The organism is Daejeonella sp., assembly GCF_030695525.1.
GTDB lineage: Bacteria > Bacteroidota > Bacteroidia > Sphingobacteriales > Sphingobacteriaceae > Daejeonella.
Window position 1 is genome coordinate 1 of sequence record NZ_JAUYSS010000029.1, and the last position, 25,082, is coordinate 25,082.

The 25,082-nt window shown below is 41.1% G+C and carries 20 protein-coding genes and 1 tRNA gene; 12 read left to right on the forward strand and 9 right to left on the reverse strand.

What is annotated here, in order from left to right:
• The first annotated feature begins 217 nt into the window (after positions 1–217).
• The gene (ribH, locus tag Q8S11_RS06465) at positions 218–712 is read left to right on the forward strand and encodes a 6,7-dimethyl-8-ribityllumazine synthase (RefSeq protein ID WP_305661265.1); all 495 of its coding nucleotides are present in this window, start codon (positions 218–220) and stop codon (positions 710–712) included.
• 265 nt (positions 713–977) lie between these two features.
• The gene (gene ytxJ / locus Q8S11_RS06470; RefSeq protein ID WP_305661266.1) at positions 978–1,307 is read left to right on the forward strand and encodes a bacillithiol system redox-active protein YtxJ; all 330 of its coding nucleotides are present in this window, start codon (positions 978–980) and stop codon (positions 1,305–1,307) included.
• A 57-nt stretch (positions 1,308–1,364) separates the two neighbouring features.
• Here ytxJ and Q8S11_RS06475 read toward each other — a convergent pair whose 3' ends face one another.
• Positions 1,365–1,775 carry an OsmC family protein gene (locus Q8S11_RS06475; RefSeq protein WP_305661267.1) on the reverse strand — a complete coding sequence of 137 codons (411 nt, stop codon included), beginning with the start codon at positions 1,773–1,775 and terminating at the stop codon, positions 1,365–1,367.
• 150 nt (positions 1,776–1,925) lie between these two features.
• On the opposite strand from Q8S11_RS06475, the gene lipA reads away from it, so the two are divergent.
• On the forward strand, positions 1,926–2,804 hold the full coding sequence (gene lipA, locus Q8S11_RS06480; protein ID WP_305661268.1) for a lipoyl synthase: 879 nt from the start codon (positions 1,926–1,928) through the stop codon (positions 2,802–2,804).
• A gap of 24 nt (positions 2,805–2,828) precedes the next feature.
• Here lipA and Q8S11_RS06485 read toward each other — a convergent pair whose 3' ends face one another.
• The 3 genes from Q8S11_RS06485 to Q8S11_RS06495 all read right to left on the reverse strand — a co-directional run bounded on the left by Q8S11_RS06485 (position 2,829) and on the right by Q8S11_RS06495 (position 8,573).
• Positions 2,829–4,334, reverse strand: a complete 1,506-nt coding sequence (locus tag Q8S11_RS06485) for an NAD(P)H-hydrate dehydratase (protein ID WP_305661269.1) — start codon at positions 4,332–4,334, stop codon at positions 2,829–2,831.
• Between the two features lie 314 nt (positions 4,335–4,648).
• Positions 4,649–7,498 carry an excinuclease ABC subunit UvrA gene (gene uvrA, locus Q8S11_RS06490; protein WP_305661270.1) on the reverse strand — a complete coding sequence of 950 codons (2,850 nt, stop codon included), beginning with the start codon at positions 7,496–7,498 and terminating at the stop codon, positions 4,649–4,651.
• Between the two features lie 250 nt (positions 7,499–7,748).
• Positions 7,749–8,573: a lytic transglycosylase domain-containing protein gene (locus Q8S11_RS06495; protein WP_305661271.1), complete on the reverse strand. Its 825-nt coding sequence runs from the start codon at positions 8,571–8,573 to the stop codon at positions 7,749–7,751.
• A 219-nt stretch (positions 8,574–8,792) separates the two neighbouring features.
• On the opposite strand from Q8S11_RS06495, the gene Q8S11_RS06500 reads away from it, so the two are divergent.
• From Q8S11_RS06500 to Q8S11_RS06530, 7 genes are all read left to right on the forward strand, one after another.
• A complete protein-coding gene (locus Q8S11_RS06500) occupies positions 8,793–10,193 on the forward strand; it encodes a pseudouridine synthase (RefSeq protein WP_305661272.1) in 1,401 nt (466 codons plus the stop codon).
• Positions 10,194–10,242: 49 nt separating this feature from the next.
• A complete protein-coding gene (locus Q8S11_RS06505) occupies positions 10,243–11,010 on the forward strand; it encodes a TatD family hydrolase (RefSeq protein ID WP_305661273.1) in 768 nt (255 codons plus the stop codon).
• An 89-nt stretch (positions 11,011–11,099) separates the two neighbouring features.
• On the forward strand, positions 11,100–12,119 hold the full coding sequence (locus Q8S11_RS06510; RefSeq protein WP_305661274.1) for an asparaginase: 1,020 nt from the start codon (positions 11,100–11,102) through the stop codon (positions 12,117–12,119).
• Positions 12,120–12,206: 87 nt separating this feature from the next.
• A complete protein-coding gene (locus tag Q8S11_RS06515; RefSeq protein WP_305661275.1) occupies positions 12,207–13,862 on the forward strand; it encodes a sodium/sugar symporter in 1,656 nt (551 codons plus the stop codon).
• A gap of 52 nt (positions 13,863–13,914) precedes the next feature.
• Positions 13,915–14,889, forward strand: coding sequence for a phosphotransferase family protein (locus tag Q8S11_RS06520; RefSeq protein ID WP_305661276.1), 975 nt, complete (start codon positions 13,915–13,917; stop codon positions 14,887–14,889).
• Between the two features lie 57 nt (positions 14,890–14,946).
• On the forward strand, positions 14,947–16,251 hold the full coding sequence (gene eno / locus Q8S11_RS06525; protein ID WP_305661277.1) for a phosphopyruvate hydratase: 1,305 nt from the start codon (positions 14,947–14,949) through the stop codon (positions 16,249–16,251).
• Between the two features lie 55 nt (positions 16,252–16,306).
• A complete protein-coding gene (locus Q8S11_RS06530; protein WP_305661278.1) occupies positions 16,307–17,248 on the forward strand; it encodes a sugar phosphate isomerase/epimerase in 942 nt (313 codons plus the stop codon).
• A 415-nt stretch (positions 17,249–17,663) separates the two neighbouring features.
• Here Q8S11_RS06530 and Q8S11_RS06535 read toward each other — a convergent pair whose 3' ends face one another.
• The 5 genes from Q8S11_RS06535 to Q8S11_RS06555 form a co-directional block, all read right to left on the reverse strand.
• Entirely contained in the window at positions 17,664–18,218 is a 555-nt protein-coding gene (locus Q8S11_RS06535) for a RidA family protein (protein WP_305661279.1), read from the reverse strand.
• 34 nt (positions 18,219–18,252) lie between these two features.
• Positions 18,253–18,750 carry a RidA family protein gene (locus tag Q8S11_RS06540; protein WP_305661280.1) on the reverse strand — a complete coding sequence of 166 codons (498 nt, stop codon included), beginning with the start codon at positions 18,748–18,750 and terminating at the stop codon, positions 18,253–18,255.
• Between the two features lie 69 nt (positions 18,751–18,819).
• The gene (locus Q8S11_RS06545; protein WP_305661281.1) at positions 18,820–20,202 is read right to left on the reverse strand and encodes a neutral/alkaline non-lysosomal ceramidase N-terminal domain-containing protein; all 1,383 of its coding nucleotides are present in this window, start codon (positions 20,200–20,202) and stop codon (positions 18,820–18,822) included.
• An 86-nt stretch (positions 20,203–20,288) separates the two neighbouring features.
• Positions 20,289–22,019, reverse strand: coding sequence for an FAD-dependent oxidoreductase (locus Q8S11_RS06550; RefSeq protein ID WP_305661282.1), 1,731 nt, complete (start codon positions 22,017–22,019; stop codon positions 20,289–20,291).
• A 601-nt stretch (positions 22,020–22,620) separates the two neighbouring features.
• A tRNA-Ser gene (locus Q8S11_RS06555) sits at positions 22,621–22,707 on the reverse strand.
• Positions 22,708–22,884: 177 nt separating this feature from the next.
• On the opposite strand from Q8S11_RS06555, the gene Q8S11_RS06560 reads away from it, so the two are divergent.
• A complete protein-coding gene (locus Q8S11_RS06560) occupies positions 22,885–23,856 on the forward strand; it encodes a polyprenyl synthetase family protein (protein WP_305661324.1) in 972 nt (323 codons plus the stop codon).
• Positions 23,857–23,858: 2 nt separating this feature from the next.
• The gene (locus tag Q8S11_RS06565) at positions 23,859–24,908 is read left to right on the forward strand and encodes a TerC family protein (protein WP_305661283.1); all 1,050 of its coding nucleotides are present in this window, start codon (positions 23,859–23,861) and stop codon (positions 24,906–24,908) included.
• The last annotated feature ends 174 nt before the right edge of the window (positions 24,909–25,082 follow it).

The following is a 25,082-nucleotide window of genomic DNA, read 5'->3' on the forward strand; positions in this document are numbered from 1 at the left end:
CTTTTTCTTAAAAAGTTAGGTTTGGTTTATGAAGAGAAAAAGGAATTAAAATCTGCACTGGATACTTACAAGAAAATCAAAACTGATTATCCGGAAAGTGTTGAAGCAGCCTCAGTGGATGCCTTTATTGCAAGGGCTGAAGCAAGATTATAATTAAAAACATTTATAATGGTTGTTACCGTATATTACAGGTAACAGCCATTTATTATTTAGAAGCATGGCCAGCATATTAAAAAATCTGTCGGATTTTTCACATATAGAGATACCCACCGGTAAAGATTATCGGATTGGTATTGTGGTCGCACAATGGAATGCAGAGATTACAGGTGCCTTATATAATGGCGCGTGTTCCTCACTGTTAAAAAACGGCGTGATTGAAGAAAATATTACTACGGTTCAGGTTCCGGGAAGTTTCGAATTATGCAGCGGCGCTGATATTTTGCTTTCTTCAAAAAAACTGGATGCGGTAATATGTTTAGGTTGTGTGATACAAGGTGAAACTCCACACTTTACCTTTATTTGTAATGCTGTGGCAAACGGGCTTGTAAATATTTCAATTAAACACAACAAACCTGTGATATTTGGCGTATTAACGACAGATAATCAGCAGCAGGCGAAGGATAGAGCCGGCGGAAAGCATGGGAATAAGGGTGAAGAGGCAGCAGTTACTGCAATTATGATGGCAGAGGTTCAGGCCAATGCCACTCTGTAAATATTTTGTTTGATTATTGAATTAAATTCAATAATTTTAAAAAACCTAAAGCATGAAAAGAGTAATTATAGGTGTAATAGCCTTATTTATAGCCACAACTGTATTACAGGCATGTTCTTCCAGACTATGCCCGGCTTATGGTACCTATCCTAAATCAAGGCGCTAATCCTTCTTTTTCCTGAAATCTTCAATTTGACCCGATGCTGACGGCTTGTCCGCGATTTTGTGGTATTTTTGCAGGCCAATCAAAATAGTATTTTCAATCATGAAATGGATCGATCTAAATAGTCAGGAACAACTACAGAATATCATTAATGCCGAAGGTTACAGCGTAATATTTAAGCATAGTACCCGTTGCTCGGTCAGCATGATGGCGAAAAGGAGGTTTGAACACGATTGGAGTGAAATTCCTGAAGGAACTCCATTGTATTATCTCGATCTGATCAGTCACAGGGATATTTCAAATGCTATTGCGAATACATTTAATGTGCATCATGAATCTCCGCAGCTTCTACTGATCAAAGGGGGTGAATGTATCTATGAAACCTCGCATAGCGAGATATCTGCAGAAGATTTAGCAGAACAGATCATTTAAGCTGATAGCCTATTACAAGCTAAAAGCCCAAAGGTTAAAGCTGAAAGCTGAATTCGTTTAATCTTTAAAATTAAAGACAATATTCTGAATCAGATCCGGGTGCAGACTCTTTGCAACAGGACAGTTTCTTGCTGATCTTTCCAGGATTGCCCGTTGTTTTTCGGTATAAATTATTTCAGGGAAATTGAAAGTTATTTGTATTTCACTTACCCTTCTCGGATCTGCTGCCATGATCTTGGTGATTGAACATGTGCTGCCATCAATATTAATCCCATGCTCTGTTGCGGCAATTCCCATAATGGTGAACATACAACTTCCCAAAGAAGCAGACATCAGGTCTGTTGGTGAAAATGCTTCTGCCTTACCCTGATTATCGAGTGGTGCATCAGTAATGATCGTGTTGCCCGAATAAACATGTTTTGCCTGGGTTCTCAGGTCTCCCTGGTAAGTAGTTTCTATAGTTGCCATTTTGCGGATTCTTATGCCCAAAAATAAATAAATTGTTGATTATCGCTGTAAAAGATTGGATAGCATCCGGTTTAAATACAGGTTATTGTCAAAAAATCGGATCTGGTCCATCCTGCCACAATTCTTGTTAAAATTCTTTACTTTTGCATCATGATCGAACTACCGGTTATTCCAGTAAATCAAATGCAGCGCAAACCTGATTGGTTGCGTGTAAAGCTTCCGGTTGGGAAGGAGTATGCACATGTAAGAGGTTTAGTAGATACCCATAAACTTCATACTATTTGCGAAAGCGGAAATTGCCCTAATATGGGTGAATGCTGGGGTGCCGGGACGGCTACTTTTATGATTCTGGGAAATATCTGTACCCGTTCCTGCTCTTTTTGTGCAGTTGCAACAGGGAGGCCTCTGGCCGTGGATACAGATGAGCCAAATCGCGTGGCCAATTCGGTCCGCTTGATGCAGGTAAAGCATTGTGTGATCACTTCAGTAGATCGTGATGACCTTAAGGATGGAGGTTCAACAATTTGGGCCGAAACCATTAATACAATTCGTAAAGAGAGCCCTGAAACTACCCTTGAAACCCTGATACCTGATTTTAGAGGGATCTGGGAAAATCTGGACAGAGTACTTTTAACAAGACCAGAAGTAGTTTCACATAATCTGGAAACAGTTCGCCGCTTAACAAAAGAGGTTAGAATTCAGGCTAAATATGATCGCAGTTTAGAATGTCTTCGCAGAATCAATGCAGCAGGCTTACGGACTAAATCAGGCATTATGCTTGGTTTGGGAGAAACTGAAGAAGATGTTTATGAAGCTATGGCCGACCTTTTGGAAGCCGGAGTACATATTCTTACCCTTGGTCAATACCTTCAGCCGAGCAGAAATCATCATCCTGTTGTAGACTGGATCACTCCAGAACAATTTGCGAAATACAAAGTTCGCGGACTTGAGATGGGTTTCAAATACATAGAAAGCGGCCCGCTGGTGCGCTCTTCATACCATGCTGAAAAGCATCTTTTTGAGTTCTAAGCAAAGAACAGTCGCGATTTAACTCTAATAAGCCTCACAGAAACCCTGAATCATTTCTGGCAGCAAGAGTGTAAGTTCCCCGGGCGGAATACTATACATTCCCATTTCCTGATTTAATACATCACCGGTTTTTCCATGGATATAAGTAGCCAGTATTGCCGATTCTTTTGCGTTATATCCCTGTGCTAAGAATGCCGCGATCATCCCGCTTAATACATCTCCCATTCCACCAACAGCCATAGCCGGGTTACCCGTAGGATTGATCAGGATATCGCCCTCAGGCAAGGCAATAAAGGTGTATTGGTTTTTTAAAAGGATGATCAGGTTTAGTTCTTTCGCTTTTTTTTCTGCTAATGCTACCCGATCCCACCAGGTTGATGAAGTGCCAAACAAACGGTCAAACTCTTTCATATGCGGACAAAGAATAGTCTGCTCCGGTAATTTATGCAGTAGTTCAGGATTCGCTGCAAGAATATTCAAAGCATCTGCATCAATAAGCATTGGAATTTTAAACTCCAAAGCCTGTTTTACAAGTTCTATTTCGCCCCGATTCGTTCCTAATCCGGGCCCAATGGCTATGGAATTAAATTTGCCGGAATTTACTTCAGATTTCAATTCTGTTCTTTGCAGGGTCATCACTTCGGGCGCATAGGCATTTAAAGCCGACATGCCATTTTCAGGGATACAGGCGGTAGTTAATCCAGCCCCGGAATGCAGGCAGGCATCTGCGCAGAGCAGCGCAGCTCCCATTGTTTTGGTATTACCTGCAATTATGAGTGCATGGCCATAGCTGCCTTTATGACTGAATGGTTTTCGGGTTTTGATCAATCCTATCAGGTCTTTTTCTTCAATGAGTTTCCATGGACCAGGCAGGGATTGAATATAGGCCTCATCCAGGCCAATGTCCGCTACAATAAAGCGTTCAGTAGCATTTACTGATTCAGGAAAGAAGAAATTGATCTTTGGGCGCTGGAATGTGATGGTCAGTGTTGCTTTCAGTATTGTGGCGCCCGGGTCAATTATTCCCTCTGCTGGGAAGCCAGTGGGAACATCAACTGCAATTTTATTTTTCTTTAATTTATTGAGATGATTTATAAGCGTCTTAAGGTCACCTTCCAAAGCTTTATTGAGCCCTGAGCCAATTAATGCATCAATAATAACTGAAGCATTTTCTGTAGGAAGATTAGTGGCATTTGATAGTTCAGAAAGAGGTATTCCTGTTAATTTCAGACGATCCAGGTTTACTTTAAAATCGGGACTTTCATTCGGACTGAATCGTACGATTTTTACCGAAATACGATCATAGCCTTTTTCTTTTAAGAGGCGTGCAATGGCTAATCCATCGCCTCCGTTATTTCCTGTTCCGCAATAAATACTGATCAGGGTATCCCTGTCTGGTACTTCCTCCATAAAGACTTTAACAAATGCCACCGAAGCTGATTCCATCAGATCAATTGAGCTGATGGGTTTGTTTTTAATCGTATAGGCATCCGCTTCGCGGATTTGGGGAGATGTAAGTAATTGGAGCATGTATAAATTTAGGAAAAGGAGGTGGTATTTTATGAGAAGTTCCTGGAAATGGAATTTCAAGTGGTCGGTGATAACACCGACCACAGGGAAATTATAACTCAGCTTTATACTCAATACTATGTCATTGCGAGGCACGACGAAGCAATCTTATGACATTTAGTAATCTTATTGATGAGATTGCTTCGCTGCGCTCGCAATGACAGGTCCTCCTCGCAATTGTGAAAGTTTAATAATTCGCGGACAAAACGTTTGTCATTGCTCTTCCAGAGTTCTTAAATTTTACCACTCGGAAATAACGGGTCGTTAATGACGGGCTATTTAGCAGCTGCCATCTCTAAGGCAAGAAATTGCCCTGTATGGCTATTCTTTACTTTGATCAAATCTTCAGGACTACCTTCAAACAGAATTAGTCCACCTCCTGAACCACCCTCCGGTCCGAGATCGATTACCCAGTCGGCTACTTTAATTACATCCAGATTGTGTTCAATAACCAGAATAGTATTTCCATGATCAACCAGGCGGTTCAATACACCCAGGAGCACATTGATATCTTCAAAATGGAGACCTGTTGTAGGCTCATCCAGAATGTAAAATGTATTTCCTGTATCTTTTTTGGAAAGTTCGGTTGCTAATTTAACACGTTGTGCTTCTCCCCCCGATAAGGTAGTGGAAGATTGACCAAGGCGGATATATCCCAGTCCGACTTCCTGTAATGTTTTGATTTTGCGATAGATAGCCGGAATCGGTTCAAAAAAAGCAACTGCATCCTCAATACTCATATCCAGCACATCGCTGATTGATTTGCCCCTGTATCGAACTTCTAGCGTTTCACGGTTATAGCGTTTGCCATTACATTCCTCACAAGGCACCTGAACATCAGGCAGAAAATTCATTTCAATCAGCTTCATGCCGGCACCCTGACAGGTTTCGCAGCGTCCGCCCTTTACGTTGAAAGAAAAACGACCCGGTTTATAGCCTCTTATCTTAGCTTCCGGAAGCATCACATACAGGTTTCGTATGTCTGAAAATACACCGGTATAGGTTGATGGATTAGATCTTGGAGTACGTCCGATAGGTGTTTGATCGATCTCAATTACCTTATCAATATGCTCAAGGCCTTCAATCTTTTTATAGGGCATTGGTTTTTTCTTTGCCCTGAAAAAATGATGATTAAGGATTGGATAGAGTGTTTCTGCAATTAATGTTGATTTTCCGCTGCCAGAAACCCCGCTCACACAAATTAGTTTTCCAAGTGGAAATTCGACAGAAACATCTTTCAGGTTATTACCACTGGCATTCCTGATGAACAGAGATTTTCCATTTCCCTTTCTTCGTTCGGCCGGTATAGCAATCTCTTTTCTCCCGCTGAGGTAATCATTTGTTAGAGTTTTAGCTTTTGAGAAATTTTCCGGACTTCCCTCGCCAACAACTTCCCCTCCATGTTCTCCAGCTGCCGGTCCCATATCAATAACATGGTCGGCATGCATGATCATGTCTTTATCATGTTCAACGACCAGAACGGTATTACCTATATCCCTCAGGTTTTTTAATGCTGAAATCAGGCGTGCATTATCACGTTGGTGTAAACCAATACTGGGTTCATCAAGAATATAAAGAACATTCACCAATTGTGATCCGATCTGGGTAGCCAGTCGGATGCGCTGTGCCTCACCGCCTGATAATGTTTTGGCAGTACGATCCAGCGTCAGGTAATTTAATCCGACATCTAATAGGAAACCTATTCTTGAACGAATCTCCTTTAATATTTCACGGGCAATGGTATTCTGGCGTTCATTCAATCGGGATTCCAGATTGTCAAACCATTCAAAAAGCTGTGAAATATCCATACAGGCCAGCTCATAAATATTCTTTTCATTTACCTTGATGTGAAGTGACTCTTTTTTAAGTCGTGCACCATGACATTCAGGACAGGTTTTCAGTACCCTGTAATTTTCCAGGTCTGCGCCAACCTCATCTCCTCGGCGCTCAGTTTGCTCCTCCAGCATTTTGATGATTCCATCAAACGAAATCTGATAATTCTGAACGTTCCATTTATTGTATTCAACCGGTACGGTAATGATATCATGTGAGCCATTTAAAATAATATCCAGAATTTCTTCCGGAAATTTTTCCAACGGAGTGGATAAGGAAAAATTATATTTTTTTGCGAGTGCTTTTAATATCTGGAAAACCCAGGTCTCGCGGTATTCGCCAAGCGGAGCCAGTCCGCCCTGCATAATGCTTAATTTCGGATTCGGGATGACGGAGTGCCTGTCGACTTCAAATATATAACCCAAGCCATTGCATCGCTCACATGCTCCATAAGGTGAATTAAAGGAAAAGGTGTTAGGTTGTGGTTCATCATAGGAAATCCCTGAAACTGGATCCATCAGGAATTTGCTGTAGAAGAATTCCTTGTTTTCCTTATCACTGATTTTTATAATTCCTTTTGAAACTTTTAAAGCTGATTGAATAGAGTCATAAAGCCTTTTTTTATCGTCTGAACTGACCATAAGCCTGTCGATCACCATCTCAATATCATGGATCTTATAACGATCGAGCTGCATTTTAGGGCTGATATCCAGAATTTCACCATCAACCCTTACTTTAAGATAGCCCTGTTTGCGGATCTGTTCAAAAAGCTCACGGTAATGTCCCTTACGGCCTTTTACTACAGGAGCCAGAATATTTACTGCCTGACCTTCAAATTTTTCAAGGATATTTTTCAGAATCTGATCCTCTGTCATGCGTTCCATTTTCTCGCCGCTGACATAAGAATAGGCTTCACCTGTTCTGGCAAATAGTAGACGCATGAAATCATAGATTTCAGTGATGGTTCCTACTGTTGAGCGGGGATTTTTGCTCGTGGTTTTTTGTTCAATTGCAATTACCGGACTTAATCCGGAGATTTTATCCACATCGGGGCGCTCCATGCCTCCAAGAAACTGTCGGGAATAAGCGCTGAAAGTTTCCATGTATCGGCGCTGTCCTTCGGCATAAATCGTGTCGAAAGCAAGCGATGATTTTCCGCTGCCACTCAGTCCGGTTATTACAACCAGCTTATTCCGGGGGAAAGAAACATCAATATTTTTTAAATTATGAACCCTGGCACCGAAAACTTCAACTTCACTTTGCTCTCCAAGGTCAGGATTAGATTTATTCATAAATTGAATATGCGCTCAAAAATTTATGCAAATATGCGATTTTTTCTGCTGTGATATGACTTACGAATTTACCTGAGCGTCATGCAAGATAAATTCGTCATTCGCCCTTCATAGCATGTGACTGTCGAAATCAACTTTCCGCTCTCCTAGGTGATTTTGCAAGTCAGTGATTTCGCAACCCGATTGCTATCGGGTCTTTAAACAGAAAAAGGCCGGATAAATCCGACCCTCTCTGATTGGTTTATTATGGTTAGTTCTTTAAAATTTGGGGATAAGACGTGTTTTTCCTTCCTGCATTGGCATCAAAAAGTGATTTACTTTCTGCATTCGCATTAGCTAAAAGCCTGCTTGCTCTGTTATTGTATCCGTAACGTATAGGGTTTTCAATAATCTCCTTCATTGAAATCAGTTTGTAAACATAAGAAGCTGTTTCTCTGTTGAGCTTCATTTTATAGTAGTTATCTTGTCTTTGCTTAAGCATCTGGCGTTTAAGACTGCCCTCGCCAATATTATAGGCAGCGGCAGCCAATGTCCAGCTATCAAACTCACGATACAAAGATTTAATGTATTTGGCAGCAGCAATACTTGATTTACGAATATTTTGCCTTTCATCAAGTTCATCGTTTACCTTAAGACCAAAATCCCTGGCAGTTTGTGGCATAAATTGCCAGTAACCTGATGCCCCTTTCGGTGAAGTTCCCCCCTGAAGTCCGCTTTCAACTAAAGGCACGTATTTAAAATCAGAAGGAATTCCGTATTGTTTTAATATTGGTTCAATAATTGGGAACCATTTTTCTGCCTGACGGTGAAGTTTTGAAGTCTGCAAGGCCTCATAAGAATGAGCCTTTAAACTAGCATTCATTTTCAGCTTGATCCGCTGATCACCTAAGGGTAGGGTTTCATTTGCGAAACTCAGTGTATTGAAATAAGGTTCTATCGAAATTTCTTCGTTTTGAGCCTCCTGGATCGCTTTTAAGTAATTATTAAAAGGAGCAGGGGTATTAAATATAAACATCTTGGCAGTTAACAGCAAGCCCAACATCACAGAACACGTTATCAAGTGTTTCTTTATCATTTTTATCTCTTTTTTTAGTTTCAAATAAGCATATTTTGGTCAAAGGTATATAATATATATCTAATTATCAAATAGTTATGAAATTGCCCTTGAAATGGAGGATTTTTTACAGCAATTTTTAGCTCTGTTTTACTGTCTGATTTTCAATATATAATCAGCTCTGTTTCCGTATTTTTGCTTACATTTGTGGTTCTCTTTTAAGGAGATAAAAAGCGTATCATGCCATTCAAAAGTAAAAGGAACAGTCGAGACGACAAATCCGAAAAGTCTAAGCGTCCTGCAAAACCGGCTTCAGGCTCTGGTCAGAAAAGTAACACTTACAAATCTGACCGTCAGGAAAGTACAAGCAACACAAAAAAGAAATTATTTTCTGAAGATCCAAAGAAGCCATTTAAAAGTAGTTTCAGGAGTTCTGATGATAAATCTGGTCCCAGCTTCTCCTCAGAAAAGAGAAGCCCGAAAAGTTTCGGACGCTCGGATGACCGCCGCCCAGCTTCGGATCGTTCAGAGAGGAAACCTTTCGGCGATAAAAAGCCATTCGGCGACAGACCCCAGACCGGAGACAGAAAACCTTTTTCTGACAGATCTCAGACTGAAAAAAGACCATATTCAGATAGAAGCGAGAGTGGTAAAAGATCTTTTACCGAAAAACCCCAGGGAGATAGAAAACCCTATTCAGGATCTAAGGATACAGATAGAAAACCGTTCCAATCCCGCGATAATAAATATGCAGACAAAAATGCACCCGTAAAAAGGTTCAATGATAAGCCGTTCAAATCGCGGCAGCCCAGTGAGCCTACCGCATTCGAACGTCCTAAATACAGAACTGATGATAGAAAGTGGAGCTCAGAAGAGCATTTAGGTAATAAGCGCAGTAAAAAGCCTGCACCAGTAAAAGATGACGGACTAATCCGTCTGAATCGTTTTATTGCCAATGCCGGTATTTGCTCCAGAAGAAAGGCCGATGAACTGATCGCAGCGGGAGTAGTATCCGTAAACGGGGTTCCAGTTACTGAGCTCGGATTTAAAGTTGATCCTGCAAAGGATTTAATCCGTTACAACGGAGAGAACCTGAAAAGGGAGAAAATGGTTTATGTATTATTAAACAAGCCTAAAGATTATATCACTACCACAGATGATCCTCAGGAACGTAAAACGGTAATGAGTCTGGTTGAGAAAGCTTCACGTGAGCGTATCTATCCGGTAGGACGTCTTGATAGAAATACAACCGGATTATTACTGATGACCAACGATGGGGATCTTGCTGAGAAATTATCCCACCCCCGAAATAATATTACAAAACTTTATCAGGTTGAATTGAACAAAAGTCTATCTCAAGGTGATTTGAATAAAATCCAATTTGGGGTTGAACTTGAAGATGGCCTGATTAAACCTGATCAAGTTAGTTATGTTGCCGGAGGAAGTAAAAAGGAAGTTGGGATTCAAATCCATAGTGGTAAGAACAGGGTAGTCCGGAGAATCTTCGAGAGCCTGGGCTATGAAGTAGTCAAACTTGACCGTGTTGTCTATTCTCAGTTGACTAAAAAAGACCTCCCAAGAGGTCGCTGGAGATATCTCGAAGAAAAAGAAATCATTCAGCTTAAACACCTGATTAAATAAGATTTAAAGCCTTTGGGATTACCTGAAGGCTTTTTTGTTAATTTGCAGCATGATTCTGACAGATACCCATACCCATTTATATTACGAAACAGATCCCGCAAAACTGACAGAACTGATGCAAAGGAGTCTGGATAATCAGGTTAGCCGACTCTTTTTGCCCAATGTTGATTCCAAATCAATACCCTTGGTTTTCGGACTGGCAGAACAATTTCCGAAGAATTGTTACCCTATGCTGGGTTTGCATCCCTGTGATGTGAAGGAAGGTTTCAGGGAGGAATTAGCCCATATTTATAAAGAAGCAAACATCAGAAAGATCTATGCCATTGGTGAAATAGGAATCGACCTTTACTGGGATAAAACTAGCTTAAGCATACAACAGGAGGCTTTTCGGACTCAGATCGCCTGGGCAAAACAAATGAGCCTTCCCATCGTGATCCATTGCCGTGATGCATTTGATGAGATCTTTGCGATCCTTGATGAATTAAAGGATGATAAACTCAGGGGGATATTCCATTGTTTTACTGGTGATGCGGCGCAGGCAGAAAAAGTAATTGGGCTTGGGTTTTATCTAGGCATTGGTGGAGTGCTTACCTATAAGAATTCAGGTTTGGATAAAGTTATTCAGTCTATTTCTTTAGAGCACCTTGTTCTTGAAACTGATTCGCCATACCTCACACCTGTTCCGTTCCGTGGAAAACCAAATGAAAGTAGTTATCTGGTTTATGTGGCTCAAAAGCTTGCCGATCTGAAGCAGATTCCGATTGAAAAAGTTGCAGAAATAACTAGCAGGAACTCTGAAAAGGTCTTTGGGATTTAGTTATGGAATTGTAATAACACCCAATTCAGGGAATGATTTCATTTACCTTCTTTTTCTATCTTTACAATCCAGCTAACAATTAAAACGCAATGACCAATGTTCTGATAATATATACCGGAGGTACAATAGGTATGATCAATGATCCTAAAACCGGGGTATTGGTGCCATTTAATTTTGAGCAGATTACCGATCATGTACCTGAACTTAAGAGGCTCAAATACAAGTTGACAGTACACTCTTTTGATCCCCTGATCGATTCATCCAATATGAGTCCGGAGATCTATAAAGAACTTGCATTGCGTATCCAAAGGGATTATGATCAGTACGATGGTTTTGTGATTTTGCATGGTTCAGATACCATGGCTTATACTGCATCAGCCCTGAGTTTCATGATCGAGAATCTGGATAAGCCTGTAATTTTTACCGGATCTCAACTGCCTGTGAACGGAATTCGTACCGATGCGAAAGAAAACCTGATTACCGCTTTGGAGATTGCGGCCGAAAAAAGAAAGGGCAAGGCTATGGTGCCCGAGGTTTGTATCTACTTTGATTATAAATTATTCAGGGGAAACCGCGCCTTCAAGTATAATTCCGAAAAATTCGAAGCCTTCAGGTCACCAAACTACCCCATACTTGCTGAAGCCGGTGTTTATCTGAAGTTTAACAGAAATTATATCCTTAAGCCAAATTCCGAACCGGTGAAATTTCATACAAAGCTGGATAGCGCGATTGGAATTCTGAAACTATATCCTGGCATAAGTCCGGCAATTGTTAAAGCTGCTCTTTCAGCAGAGTGTAAGGCAGTGATTATGGAGACTTTCGGATCAGGCAATACATCCACTCAGAAGTGGTTTCTGGATCTGTTGCGGGAAGCTATTATGAGCGGCAAATTGATTTTGAATATTTCCCAGTGTAAGGTTGGTACGGTAGAACTTGGACGTTATGAAACCAGCAGGGAACTCAGGGAAATGGGGGTAGTCAGCGGTTATGACATGACCTTTGAAGCTGCAGTAACGAAATTAATGTATCTGTTGGGTAATTATAAGAGCAATAAAAAAATCGCAGAATATCTGGAAACTGACTTGAGGGGTGAGCTAACAGTTTATTAATCTCATTACCTACAACTTATTACTTAATACTTACAACTTAAAATTCCATTTTTTTTAATAGGTTTATTTTATCAATCTGTTAAGCGTATGCAAACACCTGACTATATCGTATTCTTTATTTATTTTATTATAGTTAGTATTTATGGATGGTACGTTTACAAGCGAAAGAAACATGAAGACTCAAAGGATTATTTCCTTGCCAAAGACTCCTTAACCTGGTGGGCTATCGGTGCTTCGCTGATCGCCTCAAATATATCTGCCGAACAATTTATTGGAATGAGCGGCTCAGGCTTCACCATGGGGCTTGCTATCGCAGCTTATGAATGGCTCGCAGCCGTTACTCTTATTGTGGTTGCGGTATTTTTCATCCCGATCTATCTCAAGAATAAGATCTATACCATGCCTCAGTTTCTCAAAACGAGATATAATGAAACTGTAGCAATGATAATGGCCGTTTTTTGGCTTTTATTATATGTGGTGGTTAACTTAACTTCTATCCTCTTTTTGGGTGCTTTGGCGATCAGTAGCATCTCAGGACTTAATTTTGCTGTGTGTATGGCCGGACTGGCCTTGTTTGCCATTATTATTACCCTTGGTGGGATGAACGTAATCGGTTATACCGATGTAATTCAGGTGGTGTTCCTGGTGCTGGGCGGTTTGGTAACTACTTATCTTGCGCTGGATATGGTGGCTCAGCATTTTGGATCAGAGGGGCCGATCAATGGCTTCAACCTGCTTACAGAAAATTCTGGAGATCATTTTCAGATGATCTTTGAAAAGGATGACCCCTATTTTATTGATCTCCCCGGACTTGCAGTACTTGTTGGCGGGATGTGGATAGTCAATCTGAATTATTGGGGCTGTAATCAATACATTACTCAGAGAGCTTTGGGTGCGGATCTTCAAACAGCCCGCAGCGGAATCCTTTTTGCAGCTTTCCTGAAACTATTAATGCCTATAATCGTGGTTCTTCCGGGTATTGCCGCCTATGTTTTGTATAAAGAGAATGTTTTCAGGGATGAAATGATGCTGAACGGAGAGCTTATGCCTGACAGGGCCTACCCTGTATTATTGAATTTATTGCCTGTTGGATTAAAGGGTCTGTCTTTTGCCGCCCTTACCGCCGCTGTGGTAGCTTCACTCGCCGGTAAAGCCAATAGCATTGCCACTATTTTTACGCTCGATATTTATAAGAAAGTATTAAATCCTGTAGCGGATGAGAAGAAGCAGGTAGAAGTTGGGCGTTGGGTTATTGTGATCTCCATGATCATGGCTGTAGTTATTGCACCTTATCTTGGCATTGATAAAAAGGGAGGTTTTCAGTACATTCAGGAATATACAGGATTCGTTTCTCCGGGGATTCTGGCGATGTTCCTGCTTGGATTTTTCTGGAAAAAGGCCACCTCCAATGCGGCATTATTTGCTACCATTGGCGGCTTCCTGCTTTCAATACTGTTTAAATTCATGCCCAACTTTGTAGATCTGCAATTCCTGTATTCTACCGGATTTTCAGTTGCGAATGCGGAAGGAATTTATGAGATTCCATTTATAGATCGTATGGGATTTGTTTTCATTATTTGCGTACTGGTTATGTATCTGATCAGTATCTATGAAAACAAAAATGGAATTATTCCAAATGCTTTGAAAGTTGATAACAGCATGTTCCGTACGACACAGGGATTTGCCGTTGGTGCATTATTCATAATCGGGATAATTGCAGCATTGTATGGAATTTACTGGTAGAATCCGGTTAAAATATTCAGGTTTATTTTAAGAAACCAATAGTCACATTGACATGATACTTGATCGTAAGGAAGAGGTAATTAAATATCTTAATCAGGAAGGGCTTATAACAGGGAATGATGATCCACTGGTAGAGCATCTTTCAGGGGGTGTATCATGCCGGGTATGGAAGATCAGTGTGAATTTTGACCGCTGGGTGATTAAGCAAGCACTCGAAAAACTTGATGTAAAGGCAGACTGGTTTTCGGATGTAGAGCGAATCCATCGTGAGCATGAGGTGATGAAGCAACTGGAGCTGGTCATACCTGAATGCAATATTCCTAAGATTCTGCATGTCGATTATGTCAATCACATTTACCTGATGACCTGTGCTGAAGAAGGAGTTCATACCTGGAAAGAATTGTTAATGGATGGGATATTCAATGTTGATACTGCTAAAAGTGCCGCCGAAATCCTCAGCCAGATTCATAGCCAGAGTTATAAAATTGATGAGCAGGTGAAGCTTGGGTTTAGTGATCAGAAATATTTCATTCAGCTTCGGGTTGATCCTTTTCACCGTTTCTTAATTAGTAAATATCCGAAGCTTTCTTCTGAGATCAATGGCTTGATAAAAGAATTGACTGAACAAAAGACATGTTTGGTTCATGGAGATTTCTCTCCTAAAAATATGCTGGTTGAGAAGATCGGTAGTATCGTGCTGATCGATTACGAAGTGGCACATTGGGGAAATCCGGTATTTGATATTGCTTATTGTCTGGGTCACCTGATGTTAAAAGCCTGGCATTTGAATAAGCCTGCTGAGCTACTTAAACTGATAAGCGGTTTCATTACAAATTATAAAGGCCAGGTTAGTAATCTGCTGCCCCATCTTGGTTTGATGCTGCTTGCCCGAATGGATGGTAAATCGCCTGTGAATTATATTCAGGATGAAAAATTAAAGCAAATTATCCGGGATAAAGCTATTAACTGGATCAGAGGAGGAGACTCTGGCTTGCATGTGCTCGATGCAATTAAAAAGCAATTCTGAAACCATTTCTTTTAATATTTTTACCTCCTGTATGCACATTTATTCCAATAATATATCATGTCAAAAATAAAAGATCTAAAAGCCAGGGAAATTTTCGATTCACGTGGTAATCCCACTGTTGAGGTTGATGTATTTCTGGAATCCGGTATCATGGGAAGAATGATGGTTCCCTCAGGTGCATCAACCGGACAGTTTGAGGCGTTGGAACTTCGTGATGGTGGAAACAGGCATAGAGGAAAAGGGGTGGGTAAAGCCGTAGCGAATGTCAATAAGGAAATCAGAAACACATTGATTGGTCAGGCCATTGAGGATCAGGATCATCTGGATAATCTGATGATCGAACTGGATGGCACTCCCGAAAAATCCAGGCTTGGAGCGAATGCAATACTTGGCGCTTCTTTTGCCTGCATTCATGCGGCAGCGAATGAAGCATCTGAACCTTTGTTCAGATACCTCGCTAAGAAATATCTTCCTGCCGGTGATGCGGTTTCAATGCCCGTCCCAATGGTAAATATCATCAGCGGGGGATTGCATGCCGGTAAGAATATTGATCTGCAGGATTTTCTGATCATACCCGTATCGCCCAAAAACTATCCGGATGCACTCGAAATGATCTATAATGTGTACTGGAAAACAAGGGAAATTCTGATTAAAAAAGGATATAATGCCTATCTGCTTGCGGATGAAGGCGGTTTTGGACCTGCTTTACCTTCGAATGAGGCAGCCCTGGAGGTTTTGGGGGAAGTATTTCATGCCTGTGGATATAAACCGCATACGGATGTTGCCATAGCATTAGATGTTGCCTCCTCTCATTTCTACGATGAAGCAAAAGGTATATATCATCTGCATTCAGAGGACCGTTCCTTAAGTTCTGAGCAAATGATTGATATGCTTGAAAAGTGGACCATGGAGCATCCGGTAATCTCGATAGAGGATGGACTGGCTGAAAATGACTGGGAGGGATGGCAGGCTTTAACTCAACGATTGGGCAAACATGTTCAGTTGATTGGGGATGATCTCTTTACTACAAATAAAGTACGTTTACAGAAAGGCTTTGATCTGAAAGCAGGAAATTCAATTCTTGTGAAAATGAATCAGATCGGGACATTGACTGAGACGGTTAATACACTCCGGATGGCAAAGAATGGGGGATTCAGTACAGTGGTTTCGGCCCGTTCTGGTGAAACGGAGGATGCTACACTGGCCGATCTTGCCGTTGGATTGAACGGTGGGCAGATCAAGATTGGCTCGGTGGCCGGATCTTCGAGGTTATCCAAGTATAACCAGTTGCTAAGAATCGATGAAGAGGTTGGTGCTAATTATGCAGGTAGTTCTGTTTTTAAATCTTTTGGTTTATATTAAGTTTAATTATAACTTAAATTTCACTTTGCCTTTTGAAATATTTTAATCCTAAGCTATGGAACGTAGAAAATTTATTTCCCTGGGAGTAGTTGCGGGTATCGCTGCAAGTGCCATACCCGGTATTGCTGTTGCGGAAATTCAAAAGAAAGAGAAAAGGTATCAGAAGGGGAAGAGTCCCTGGCCGGTTTGTCTTGATACAGCTACCATCAGGCCAGCTTCTTTAAAGGAGAAGGTCAGGATTGCAGCAAAAGCCGGATATGATGCTATTGAACCATGGGATGGTGAATTGCAAAAGTTTGAAGCAGATGGAGGTAACCTGAAAGATCTGGGTAAAGAAATAAAGGACAGTGGTTTATTCGTACCCAGCGTAATCGGGCTTTGGAATGCGATACCACCAACTCAGGAATTATGGGATAAGTCTCTGGCCGATACCCGTAACCGGATGCGTATGGCTTCAGATATCGGGGCTCAGCATGTTCAGACCATACCGAATACCATAGGCCAAAACTATAATCAAAAGTGGGCTGCTGATCGATACCGGGATATTATTGAAATGGGAATCAATGATTATAAACTGAATCCGGCATTGGTTTTTGTGAAGTATTTTCCCATTAAAACAATGGGTCAGGCAGTTGGTATTGCCCTGGATGCCAATCATCCCAAAGCTATGGTCATTCCAGACGTTTACCACATGTATATCAGCGAAGGTGGTTTTGAGGGTATTAAATTACTCAGAGGTGATATGATCGCCATTTTCCAGTTTAATGATGCTCCTGCAGCTCCGCCATTGGATCAACTTAATGATTCGCACAGGGTTTATCCCGGAGATGGAATTTTGCCTTTGCCACAAATCTTCAAAGATCTGAAAGGTACCGGGTATAAAGGATGTATTTCACTAGAAATGTATAATCCGGAGTATTGGAAGGAAGATCTGATGATGGTGGCGCAAACCGGGCTCAGAAAAACATTGGAAGTTTTACAAAAGGCTGGAGTGTAAGCGTTTCTATTTTAACGTGAACTTGACATAATATTTGAAACCACATAGAAACATAGCATTATATAGCCGCCAGCCTTCATTTTAGACACAGATAGCCTTGAAGCTTCCCTTCAATCTATGTGATTTACAATCTATGTTTCCTTTAAAGCATAATAAATTCAATCTATGTGGTTAAATATTAATCTTTAGATAGTTTAATGTCGAAATCCCGTTATTTTAAGTAACAGAATAGGAGGTACCCAACCAAAAAAAGGGTCAGGATGTAAATAGATCCTGACCCTTTTTATTTACGGGTTTTTCGATATCAATAGCCTTCAGCTTTAACTGCAGGTATTTGATGATTTATGATTTTGAGTGGGCTTTAGCCGCTTGCAATTGTAAAATTTCACCAGAGCATTATCATTATACCCGGGTATTAATCTACATAAGCAATACAATCAATTTGTACAAGAATCCCATCTCTGCCCATCAAATCAGTTCCGCATCCTGTGTATGAACGTACCGGTGCCGGATCAGGAAAATATCCGCGGTAAGCTTCATTGAGTGCAGCTATGTTCTTATTGGGTTCAGCTACAGTCATGTGTACTTTAAGCACATTAGCCATTGATGATCCTGCTCCCTCAAGCACCTCTTTCATGGTGTCTAATGCACTGCGTATCTGCACCTGAATATCTCCCGGCTCCTTACGTCTTTCAGCATACCAGCCTCCGATTCCTGAAAGGAATAAGAGATGCCCTGAACGGATACATCCCGACAAGACTCCACCCGGTCTTGGGGCTCCGCCTGCTGCAGGCGCAGCTACGGTTGGATTTGTATTGCCTCCGCTATTGCTCCGCCGGATTACCTCTTTTTTGGGAGTCCATTGTCCTTTTTTCTTTTTGTTTTGAGCATTGACTTCTGTAGGAATTGCTGCTGCAGCCCCTGCCAAAGGTAGAAGACTGAGACTTTTTAGAACCTTTCTGCGATCCATAATATTTTATTTATTGAGTTTTTAACTATTTAAATTAATCAACATAAGCGATACAGCTCACCTGGCAAAGGATACCTTCCCTGCCCATCTGGCTCGTTTTTGATCCACTGTAGGAACGTACAGGTGGATTTTCAGGAAAAAATTCAGCATAGGCCTCATTAAGTTTTGCCATGTTTTTGTTTGGTTCTGCTACAGTCATCTGAATCTTCAGTACATTAGCCATTGATGATCCTGCCCCTTCCAGAATCCCCTTCATGGTAGTCAGAACACTGCGTATCTGAACCTGGATATCTCCCGGCTCTGCCCTCTGGTTAGCATACCATCCTCCGATACCACCAATGAATAATAAGTGACCAGAACGAAGGCAGGAACCTGCGGGTGTTTTAATCAGTTCTTTCTTTGGTAGCCATTCTTCAGCTGCTACTGCCGCTGATTCAGCATCGGTTCCGGCATGGTGCTTCGCAATAGCAGCACTTGCAACTCCCGCCAGTGGAATGATGCTAAGGCCCTTTAATATTTCTCTGCGTTTCATCGATTTTATTTGTGTGTTACTATGTCTAAATATAAAAAAAAACTGAAAGGAATATTGATCAGTACCTGATTATTTTGATTCCGGAATCGCAATTCCTATCTCCTCAGCTAATTTTAAAACTTCGCCCATGATCAAAGGCTCGATTGATTCTTTCCATTTTGCAGGCAATCCGAAGGCCATTTGGGAAGTATGACCTTCATATCCGCCTTCCCGCAAAATTTCTACAGTTGGAATATAGGCCATCACATCATTGGAGTAACCCATCACGAATAGTTCAGGGCCAAAGATTTTTTTAAGATTGATCGCATAATCTACAACAGGCTCACCACCAAGAGCAACCACCGATTGGTCGCCCAATTGCCAGAACTGTACAGGATAAGGATACTTGCTTAATATGCGCTCGCCTTTTTCATATTTCCGGATCATTTCAAGAGCCCAGTTCCTGATGTAACCGCTTTCTTTGGTAAGCATTTGGTTTAACTCTTCCTTACCGGGAGGGTTTTCAAATTCAATATTCACTTCTGAATAGGCGGTACTCAAACGTGGTTCCAGTTCCCGCATTTCCCCTTCCAGCACGGCCTCCACAGCCAATGCAAGCTCCTGCCCATATTGTTTGGCCAAGGGGACTGATTTGCGCGGTATAGCATTCTGGTTACCTCCGCAGCCCTGAAAAAATAAAGCTGTGGCTCCTGGATGTACTTTTTCTACCTGAATCTGAGCATATCCTGCATAATCTCCCGACCATTCATAACCATGTAAAACCGTGTTATGACAGGCATATCCAAAAGCGATGGCCAATACTTTTCCCTGTTTATCACTTACCCTGATTACCGGGACAGCATAATCACTTGGCCCTTTCAAATCAGTCTGGGCATCAATTTTGGTTTCAATATTATTCCTTCTGTTCACCGCAAAGCGGCTGATTCCATTTTGAGTGGAAATTATAACAGGCTTCAGTGAACTTAAGGCCTTTTTAACTAAATCTTCAATTTGACCTTCAAATTTTAAAGTGTAAATCCTGACATCTTCTTTTTGCTGCTCATTGAGCGGATAAAGTGCATGCAGCGCATCCTGCAGCACCGGACCTGAATGGGTATGGGAAGTGTTGAAAATGATCTGACTTCGTGAAAGCTTAAAACTTTTTTCGAGACGGTTACGGATATTATCTGAAATACTTTTTGGAATGCCTGAAAGATCAGTGGTGATTAGTACCGCTTTTTTTCCCGCAGCATCTTCGAATACCAGAGCTTTTGCCCAAAGTTCATGAAGTTTTCCTTCCGATGGACGGGTACGGGCAGCAAATCCTGCCATCCACATCGATTTCTCCGGAGTAATAATTACACTTGCTACCCCGGCTTTCCAGCCAGCCTGATTATTATCTCTGGCGGATATGTTTGGGGCGAAGATAATAAGCAGAGTAAAAAAAGTGATTAGAAAGATAATTTTTTTCATAGCATGAGAAAAGCAAAGAGCATGTATTAGTATTCGCAATTTATAATTTTAATGAACAGAAGATGAGGATGAAAATTTTTATAACACTATTGAAGTACCTGCTTATACTTCAATAGATCTGCTTCCAATTCTTTGTATGGAACATCCTGTACACTGTAATTCTTATCGATAGCAATACTGGCGGCAATTGCTGCCGATTGACCAAGCACCATAAAGACCGGCTCCATACGAATGGATCCAAAGGCAATATGGGTTGCAGACAGGCATGCAGGTGCGAACAGATTGTTTACTTCTGATTTTTTTGGAACAATTGATTTGTAACTTATCGGATAAGGACTTGCAACATGTGCTTCAACATTACCTTCATTTTTCACAAAGCCATTCACATCCACATAACGTTTGATGTTGTGTGAATCCATGCCATAAGCACCCATTCCAACCGGATCATCAGCAACAACCAGGCGCTCGCAATTTTTTTGTGTCATCACATAATCACTGATCATGCGTCTTGCTTCCCTGATATATAATTGCCCCTGCCAGCCGTCTTCCCTTTCATATTCATCCTTGCAGGTACCCCATGTAGAAACCACATCACGCACTTTTTTAGGAATGCGGGGATGATAGGCCAATGACCACATTAAACCCTGCTGATATTTTCGGTGTCGTTCAGCTATCTTTTCGCGCTCTTCATAACTTGCTTCGGGGTAGTCATAATTCTGACCTATAAAATCAGTAGAAAATCCTTTCTGGTTATTGGTATCTGTTTTACGGTTAGGCATATCCGAATTTATCCAGGGCACCAATGGGTCGCCATAGTCGTACATTTTTTCGATGGGACCTTCGGCGGCTTCATAGTTTCTGAATAATAATTCATAGTCCAGTTCTTTATAACCTGCAGGTTTGGCAAAGGGAATTCTATTATCAGGATGATTGGTTAGGGTCATACGGAAGCAATAGGTCTGTATTTTATTGTCCCCTTTTCCATCAATACCAGGCTTACCCGCTGTGATAAAGGGAAGCAGGCCGCTTGAAGGATCCCCCTTTTTAATATAGGGATCTACACCTTCAATGAAGTTATGATTATAAGTGTTCATTGAGATTGTTCGGCGTAGTGTCAGGCCAATTTTGTTTGCCTGAATGCCGTTCAATGATTCCCCATACTGAGCGTTGGATTCACGGCCAACCGTATAACTTACGCCGGCAGCTGCCATTAAATCTCCTTCATAGCTCGCATCGATAAACATCTTGCCCTGGTAAACCTGACCGCTTTCCATTTGTATGGATATTATTTTTCCGGAGGTTTTTTTGACTCCGGTCTTACGGTTTAAACGCTGATTATATACCAGACTGATATTTTTTTCCTTACTCAACATCTCCTTGAAAATCTTCAAGGCCGCCGAAGGTTCAAAGGTCCACATCGCATCTTCGCTCGCCGCGCTGGTTGTTTGTCCGCCATCTTTATAGCTTTCTCTTTTTTGCCAAATCCAGTTTTCAGGCTTTTGATAATAGGCTTTTACCTGCTGATAGAACTCCCTTGATAATCCCCCGATTGCCTGTTTGTTCCCAATGTCCGTCTGCCCAAGTCCTCCTGTTGTAAGTCCACCAATTCTGTTCGTTGGCTCAATTAATATCACTTTTTTTCCCATTCGCGAACTTTGAATGGCTGAGCTGATCCCGGTTGAAGTGGCGCCATAGACCACGATATCATAGTTTTGAATGGTTTGGCTGAAAGTGGTATGAATCCCGAATGGAAGCAGAATTATAAGCAGAATGCCGATTTTTTTAATGGACTTCGGAGTAAAACTCATTATATACATAAAATCTGTTTTAACAATATTGAAATACAACTCAACTAAAACTAAGGAAATATTTATATTTTTTGAATAATTTGTTTTGAGTACTTTCCCCTGTGGCTGGTACTATTAGTGATAAGGTAAATATCTTGCGTATAGGCTGGGATTAATTTCATTGATCCCTTTAGGGGGGAACCGTCAAGTCAAATGCTGCCGCTGCGCTTGTCGGCATTTTTATTTTCCGACCATTCAAGCGAGCTTGATGCTCTCCAAATATAAAATGCCGCTCCACCAAAGGTGTAACAGCATTTGACTTGCGGAGAGTGTGGGATTAATTTCATTGATCCCTTTAAGGGGGTACCGTCAAGTCAAATGCTGCCGCTGCGCTTGTCGGCATTTTTATTCCCTGTGGTCGGTGTTATCACCGCCCACTTAAGCGGGCATTAAATTTAGCTTAACATGTGGGATTAATTTCATTGATCCCTTTAGGGGGGAACCAGCAAAGAAATGCTGTCGCTTCGTTTCACTCCGCTTTGTCATTTTTTGTTCCATGCTTATACGAGCTATGCTCGTAACGCCTGAAACAAAAAATGCCATCCGCCTAAGGGCGGACAGCATTTCATTGCGGAGAGGGTGGGATTCGAACCCACGGTACCATTGCTAGTACACGAACTTTCCAAGCTCGCTCGTTCGGCCACTCTGACACCTCTCCGGTTCTGTGGCCTTTCCTTTCAGAAGGGATGCAAAAGTATCAAATTTCTGTAAATATTGCAGGATTTTACAAATTTAAAACCAAAGTTGAATGTTACTCCCTTCATTTCGTGCTGAATTAATCCCGCATTTTCAATATGTTTGCAGAATTATTCATATTTACCAGCAACCACAATTAATGCTGAATCTCGAAGAGATTAAAAAGCCTATCGCCGCAGAACTTGAAACTTTCGAAGCAAAGTTCAAAGCGTCTATGCAGAGCTCTGTCCCTCTTCTTGATCGGATTACACATTACATCGTTAAGCGAAAGGGTAAGCAAATCCGCCCGATGTTTGTGTTTCTTTCAGCCAGCCTTTGTGGCGGAATTACAGAAGCTACGTATCGTGGTGCAGCTTTGGTCGAGTTATTGCATACTGCAACATTGGTACATGATGATGTGGTCGATAATTCATATGAACGCCGTGGGTTCTTTTCAGTGAATGCTTTATGGAAAAATAAGATTGCGGTTCTGGTGGGTGATTTTCTTTTATCAAAAGGCCTTTTACTTTCAATCAATAATGGTGATTTTGGTTTGCTTAAGATTGTTTCTGATGCAGTAAAGCAAATGAGTGAAGGTGAATTATTGCAGATTGAGAAGGCACGCCGACTGGATATAGATGAAGCCGTATATTATGAAGTGATCCGGCAGAAAACAGCCTCATTAATTGCATCATGTTGTTCATGTGGTGCTTCTTCTGCTGGTGCTGATTCTGAAATAGTCGAGAAAATGCGCCTCTTCGGAGAAAAGGTTGGTATTGCTTTTCAGATTAAGGATGATCTCTTTGATTTCGGAACAGATGATGTAGGTAAACCTCTGGGAATCGATATCAAAGAAAAAAAGATTACACTTCCCCTGATCTATGCTTTGAATAAAGCCAGCAATTCCGAAAAGCGAAGAATCATTAATCTGGTAAAGAATCATAATGAGGAGTCGGATAAAGTTTCTGAAGTAATTGATTTTGTACGTAACAGCGGGGGACTAGATTATGCCCAAAGCCGGATGGCGGCCTATCAGGAGGAAGCTTTTGCTATTTTAAATGATTTACCTGATCACAATTCGCGCAATTCCTTGCAGCAACTTGTTCGGTTTACCACTGAACGTAAAAAATAAACATGTCAAACGAAATTATATTTTTCGGCAGCTTTCTGCTTTTTATTGTGCTGATGCTAGCCATTGATCTTGGTCTCTTTAACAAGAAGGATCATAAGGTCAGTATGAAAGAAGCGGCTATCATGAGTTCTATCTGGGTGAGTTTCGCGATTGGTTTCTATTTCCTGCTTTTAAAGGAAGGTGAAATATTGCATGATATTACCAATTTTTCTATACTTCAGGAGGTTACAACCAAACATCTTCATAATATTACCCTTATCCCCGGAAATTTTGAAGCAAGTTTGGCGCTTTACAAACAAAATCTGGCACTTGAATTCCTTACGGGTTACGTGATAGAATACGCTTTGTCGGTTGATAATATCTTTGTCATGGTCCTTATTTTCTCTGCTTTTGGAGTAGATGAGCGGTATTATCACCGGGTGCTGTTCTGGGGTATCATTGGCGCAGTTCTGATGCGATTCATCTTTATTTTTCTGGGCTCTACCCTCATTAATGAGTTTGGCTGGATTTTGTATGTTTTTGGGGCATTCCTTATTTATACAGGTGTAAGCATGTTTCTGAGCAGGGAGGAGGAAGAAAAAATCGATACTGAGAATCATAAGGTCGTGCTTTTTGCATCAAAATATTTTTCTGTTTATCCGGAATATGCAGGCAATAAATTCTTTATCAAAGTCGATGGAAAGAAAATGGTTACACCCCTTTTCATTGTTCTGCTGATAGTAGAATTTACCGATCTTATTTTTGCAGTGGATTCTATCCCGGCAATTTTTGCAGTGACCAAAGATCCTTATATCGTATTTTTCTCTAACATTTTTGCCATTCTGGGTTTAAGATCAATGTTCTTCCTGCTGGTGAATGTGATCCATAAATTCCACTACCTGAAGGTAGGATTAGCCTTTCTCCTGGTATTCATCGGAATCAAAATGCTTGCCCATCATTGGTTAACTTTATGGGGTTTTACAACCTCGCACTCACTCTTAATAATATTGTTTATTCTAACAACAAGTATTGTGGCATCGTTAGTGTTCCCCAAGAACGTGAATAAGGAATAAGGAGCAAGGAACAAGGATTTTGGAAAATCTCAGCCAGGAATTGAGAACTGGGATTTATGGTGTTGTCACCCGAAAGCTATCGGGTTTTCGGTTGTCAGTTTTCAGTAAATTGAAGTAAATGTCAAATGTGCAGCTAATGTCTTTAATCCTTTCTCTTTGCTCTTTGATCAAATT

Bases quoted from the DNA above. Each gene is read 5' to 3' on its own strand.
- ribH (WP_305661265.1), top strand. From the start codon at position 218: ATGGCCAGCATATTAAAAAATCTGTCGGATTTTTCACATATAGAGATA.
- ytxJ (WP_305661266.1), top strand. From the start codon at position 978: ATGAAATGGATCGATCTAAATAGTCAGGAACAACTACAGAATATCATT.
- Q8S11_RS06475 (WP_305661267.1), bottom strand. From the start codon at position 1,775: ATGGCAACTATAGAAACTACTTACCAGGGAGACCTGAGAACCCAGGCA.
- lipA (WP_305661268.1), top strand. From the start codon at position 1,926: ATGATCGAACTACCGGTTATTCCAGTAAATCAAATGCAGCGCAAACCT.
- Q8S11_RS06485 (WP_305661269.1), bottom strand. From the start codon at position 4,334: ATGCTCCAATTACTTACATCTCCCCAAATCCGCGAAGCGGATGCCTAT.
- uvrA (WP_305661270.1), bottom strand. From the start codon at position 7,498: ATGAATAAATCTAATCCTGACCTTGGAGAGCAAAGTGAAGTTGAAGTT.
- Q8S11_RS06495 (WP_305661271.1), bottom strand. From the start codon at position 8,573: ATGATAAAGAAACACTTGATAACGTGTTCTGTGATGTTGGGCTTGCTG.
- Q8S11_RS06500 (WP_305661272.1), top strand. From the start codon at position 8,793: ATGCCATTCAAAAGTAAAAGGAACAGTCGAGACGACAAATCCGAAAAG.
- Q8S11_RS06505 (WP_305661273.1), top strand. From the start codon at position 10,243: ATGATTCTGACAGATACCCATACCCATTTATATTACGAAACAGATCCC.
- Q8S11_RS06510 (WP_305661274.1), top strand. From the start codon at position 11,100: ATGACCAATGTTCTGATAATATATACCGGAGGTACAATAGGTATGATC.
- Q8S11_RS06515 (WP_305661275.1), top strand. From the start codon at position 12,207: ATGCAAACACCTGACTATATCGTATTCTTTATTTATTTTATTATAGTT.
- Q8S11_RS06520 (WP_305661276.1), top strand. From the start codon at position 13,915: ATGATACTTGATCGTAAGGAAGAGGTAATTAAATATCTTAATCAGGAA.
- eno (WP_305661277.1), top strand. From the start codon at position 14,947: ATGTCAAAAATAAAAGATCTAAAAGCCAGGGAAATTTTCGATTCACGT.
- Q8S11_RS06530 (WP_305661278.1), top strand. From the start codon at position 16,307: ATGGAACGTAGAAAATTTATTTCCCTGGGAGTAGTTGCGGGTATCGCT.
- Q8S11_RS06535 (WP_305661279.1), bottom strand. From the start codon at position 18,218: ATGGATCGCAGAAAGGTTCTAAAAAGTCTCAGTCTTCTACCTTTGGCA.
- Q8S11_RS06540 (WP_305661280.1), bottom strand. From the start codon at position 18,750: ATGAAACGCAGAGAAATATTAAAGGGCCTTAGCATCATTCCACTGGCG.
- Q8S11_RS06545 (WP_305661281.1), bottom strand. From the start codon at position 20,202: ATGAAAAAAATTATCTTTCTAATCACTTTTTTTACTCTGCTTATTATC.
- Q8S11_RS06550 (WP_305661282.1), bottom strand. From the start codon at position 22,019: ATGTATATAATGAGTTTTACTCCGAAGTCCATTAAAAAAATCGGCATT.
- Q8S11_RS06560 (WP_305661324.1), top strand. From the start codon at position 22,885: ATGCTGAATCTCGAAGAGATTAAAAAGCCTATCGCCGCAGAACTTGAA.
- Q8S11_RS06565 (WP_305661283.1), top strand. From the start codon at position 23,859: ATGTCAAACGAAATTATATTTTTCGGCAGCTTTCTGCTTTTTATTGTG.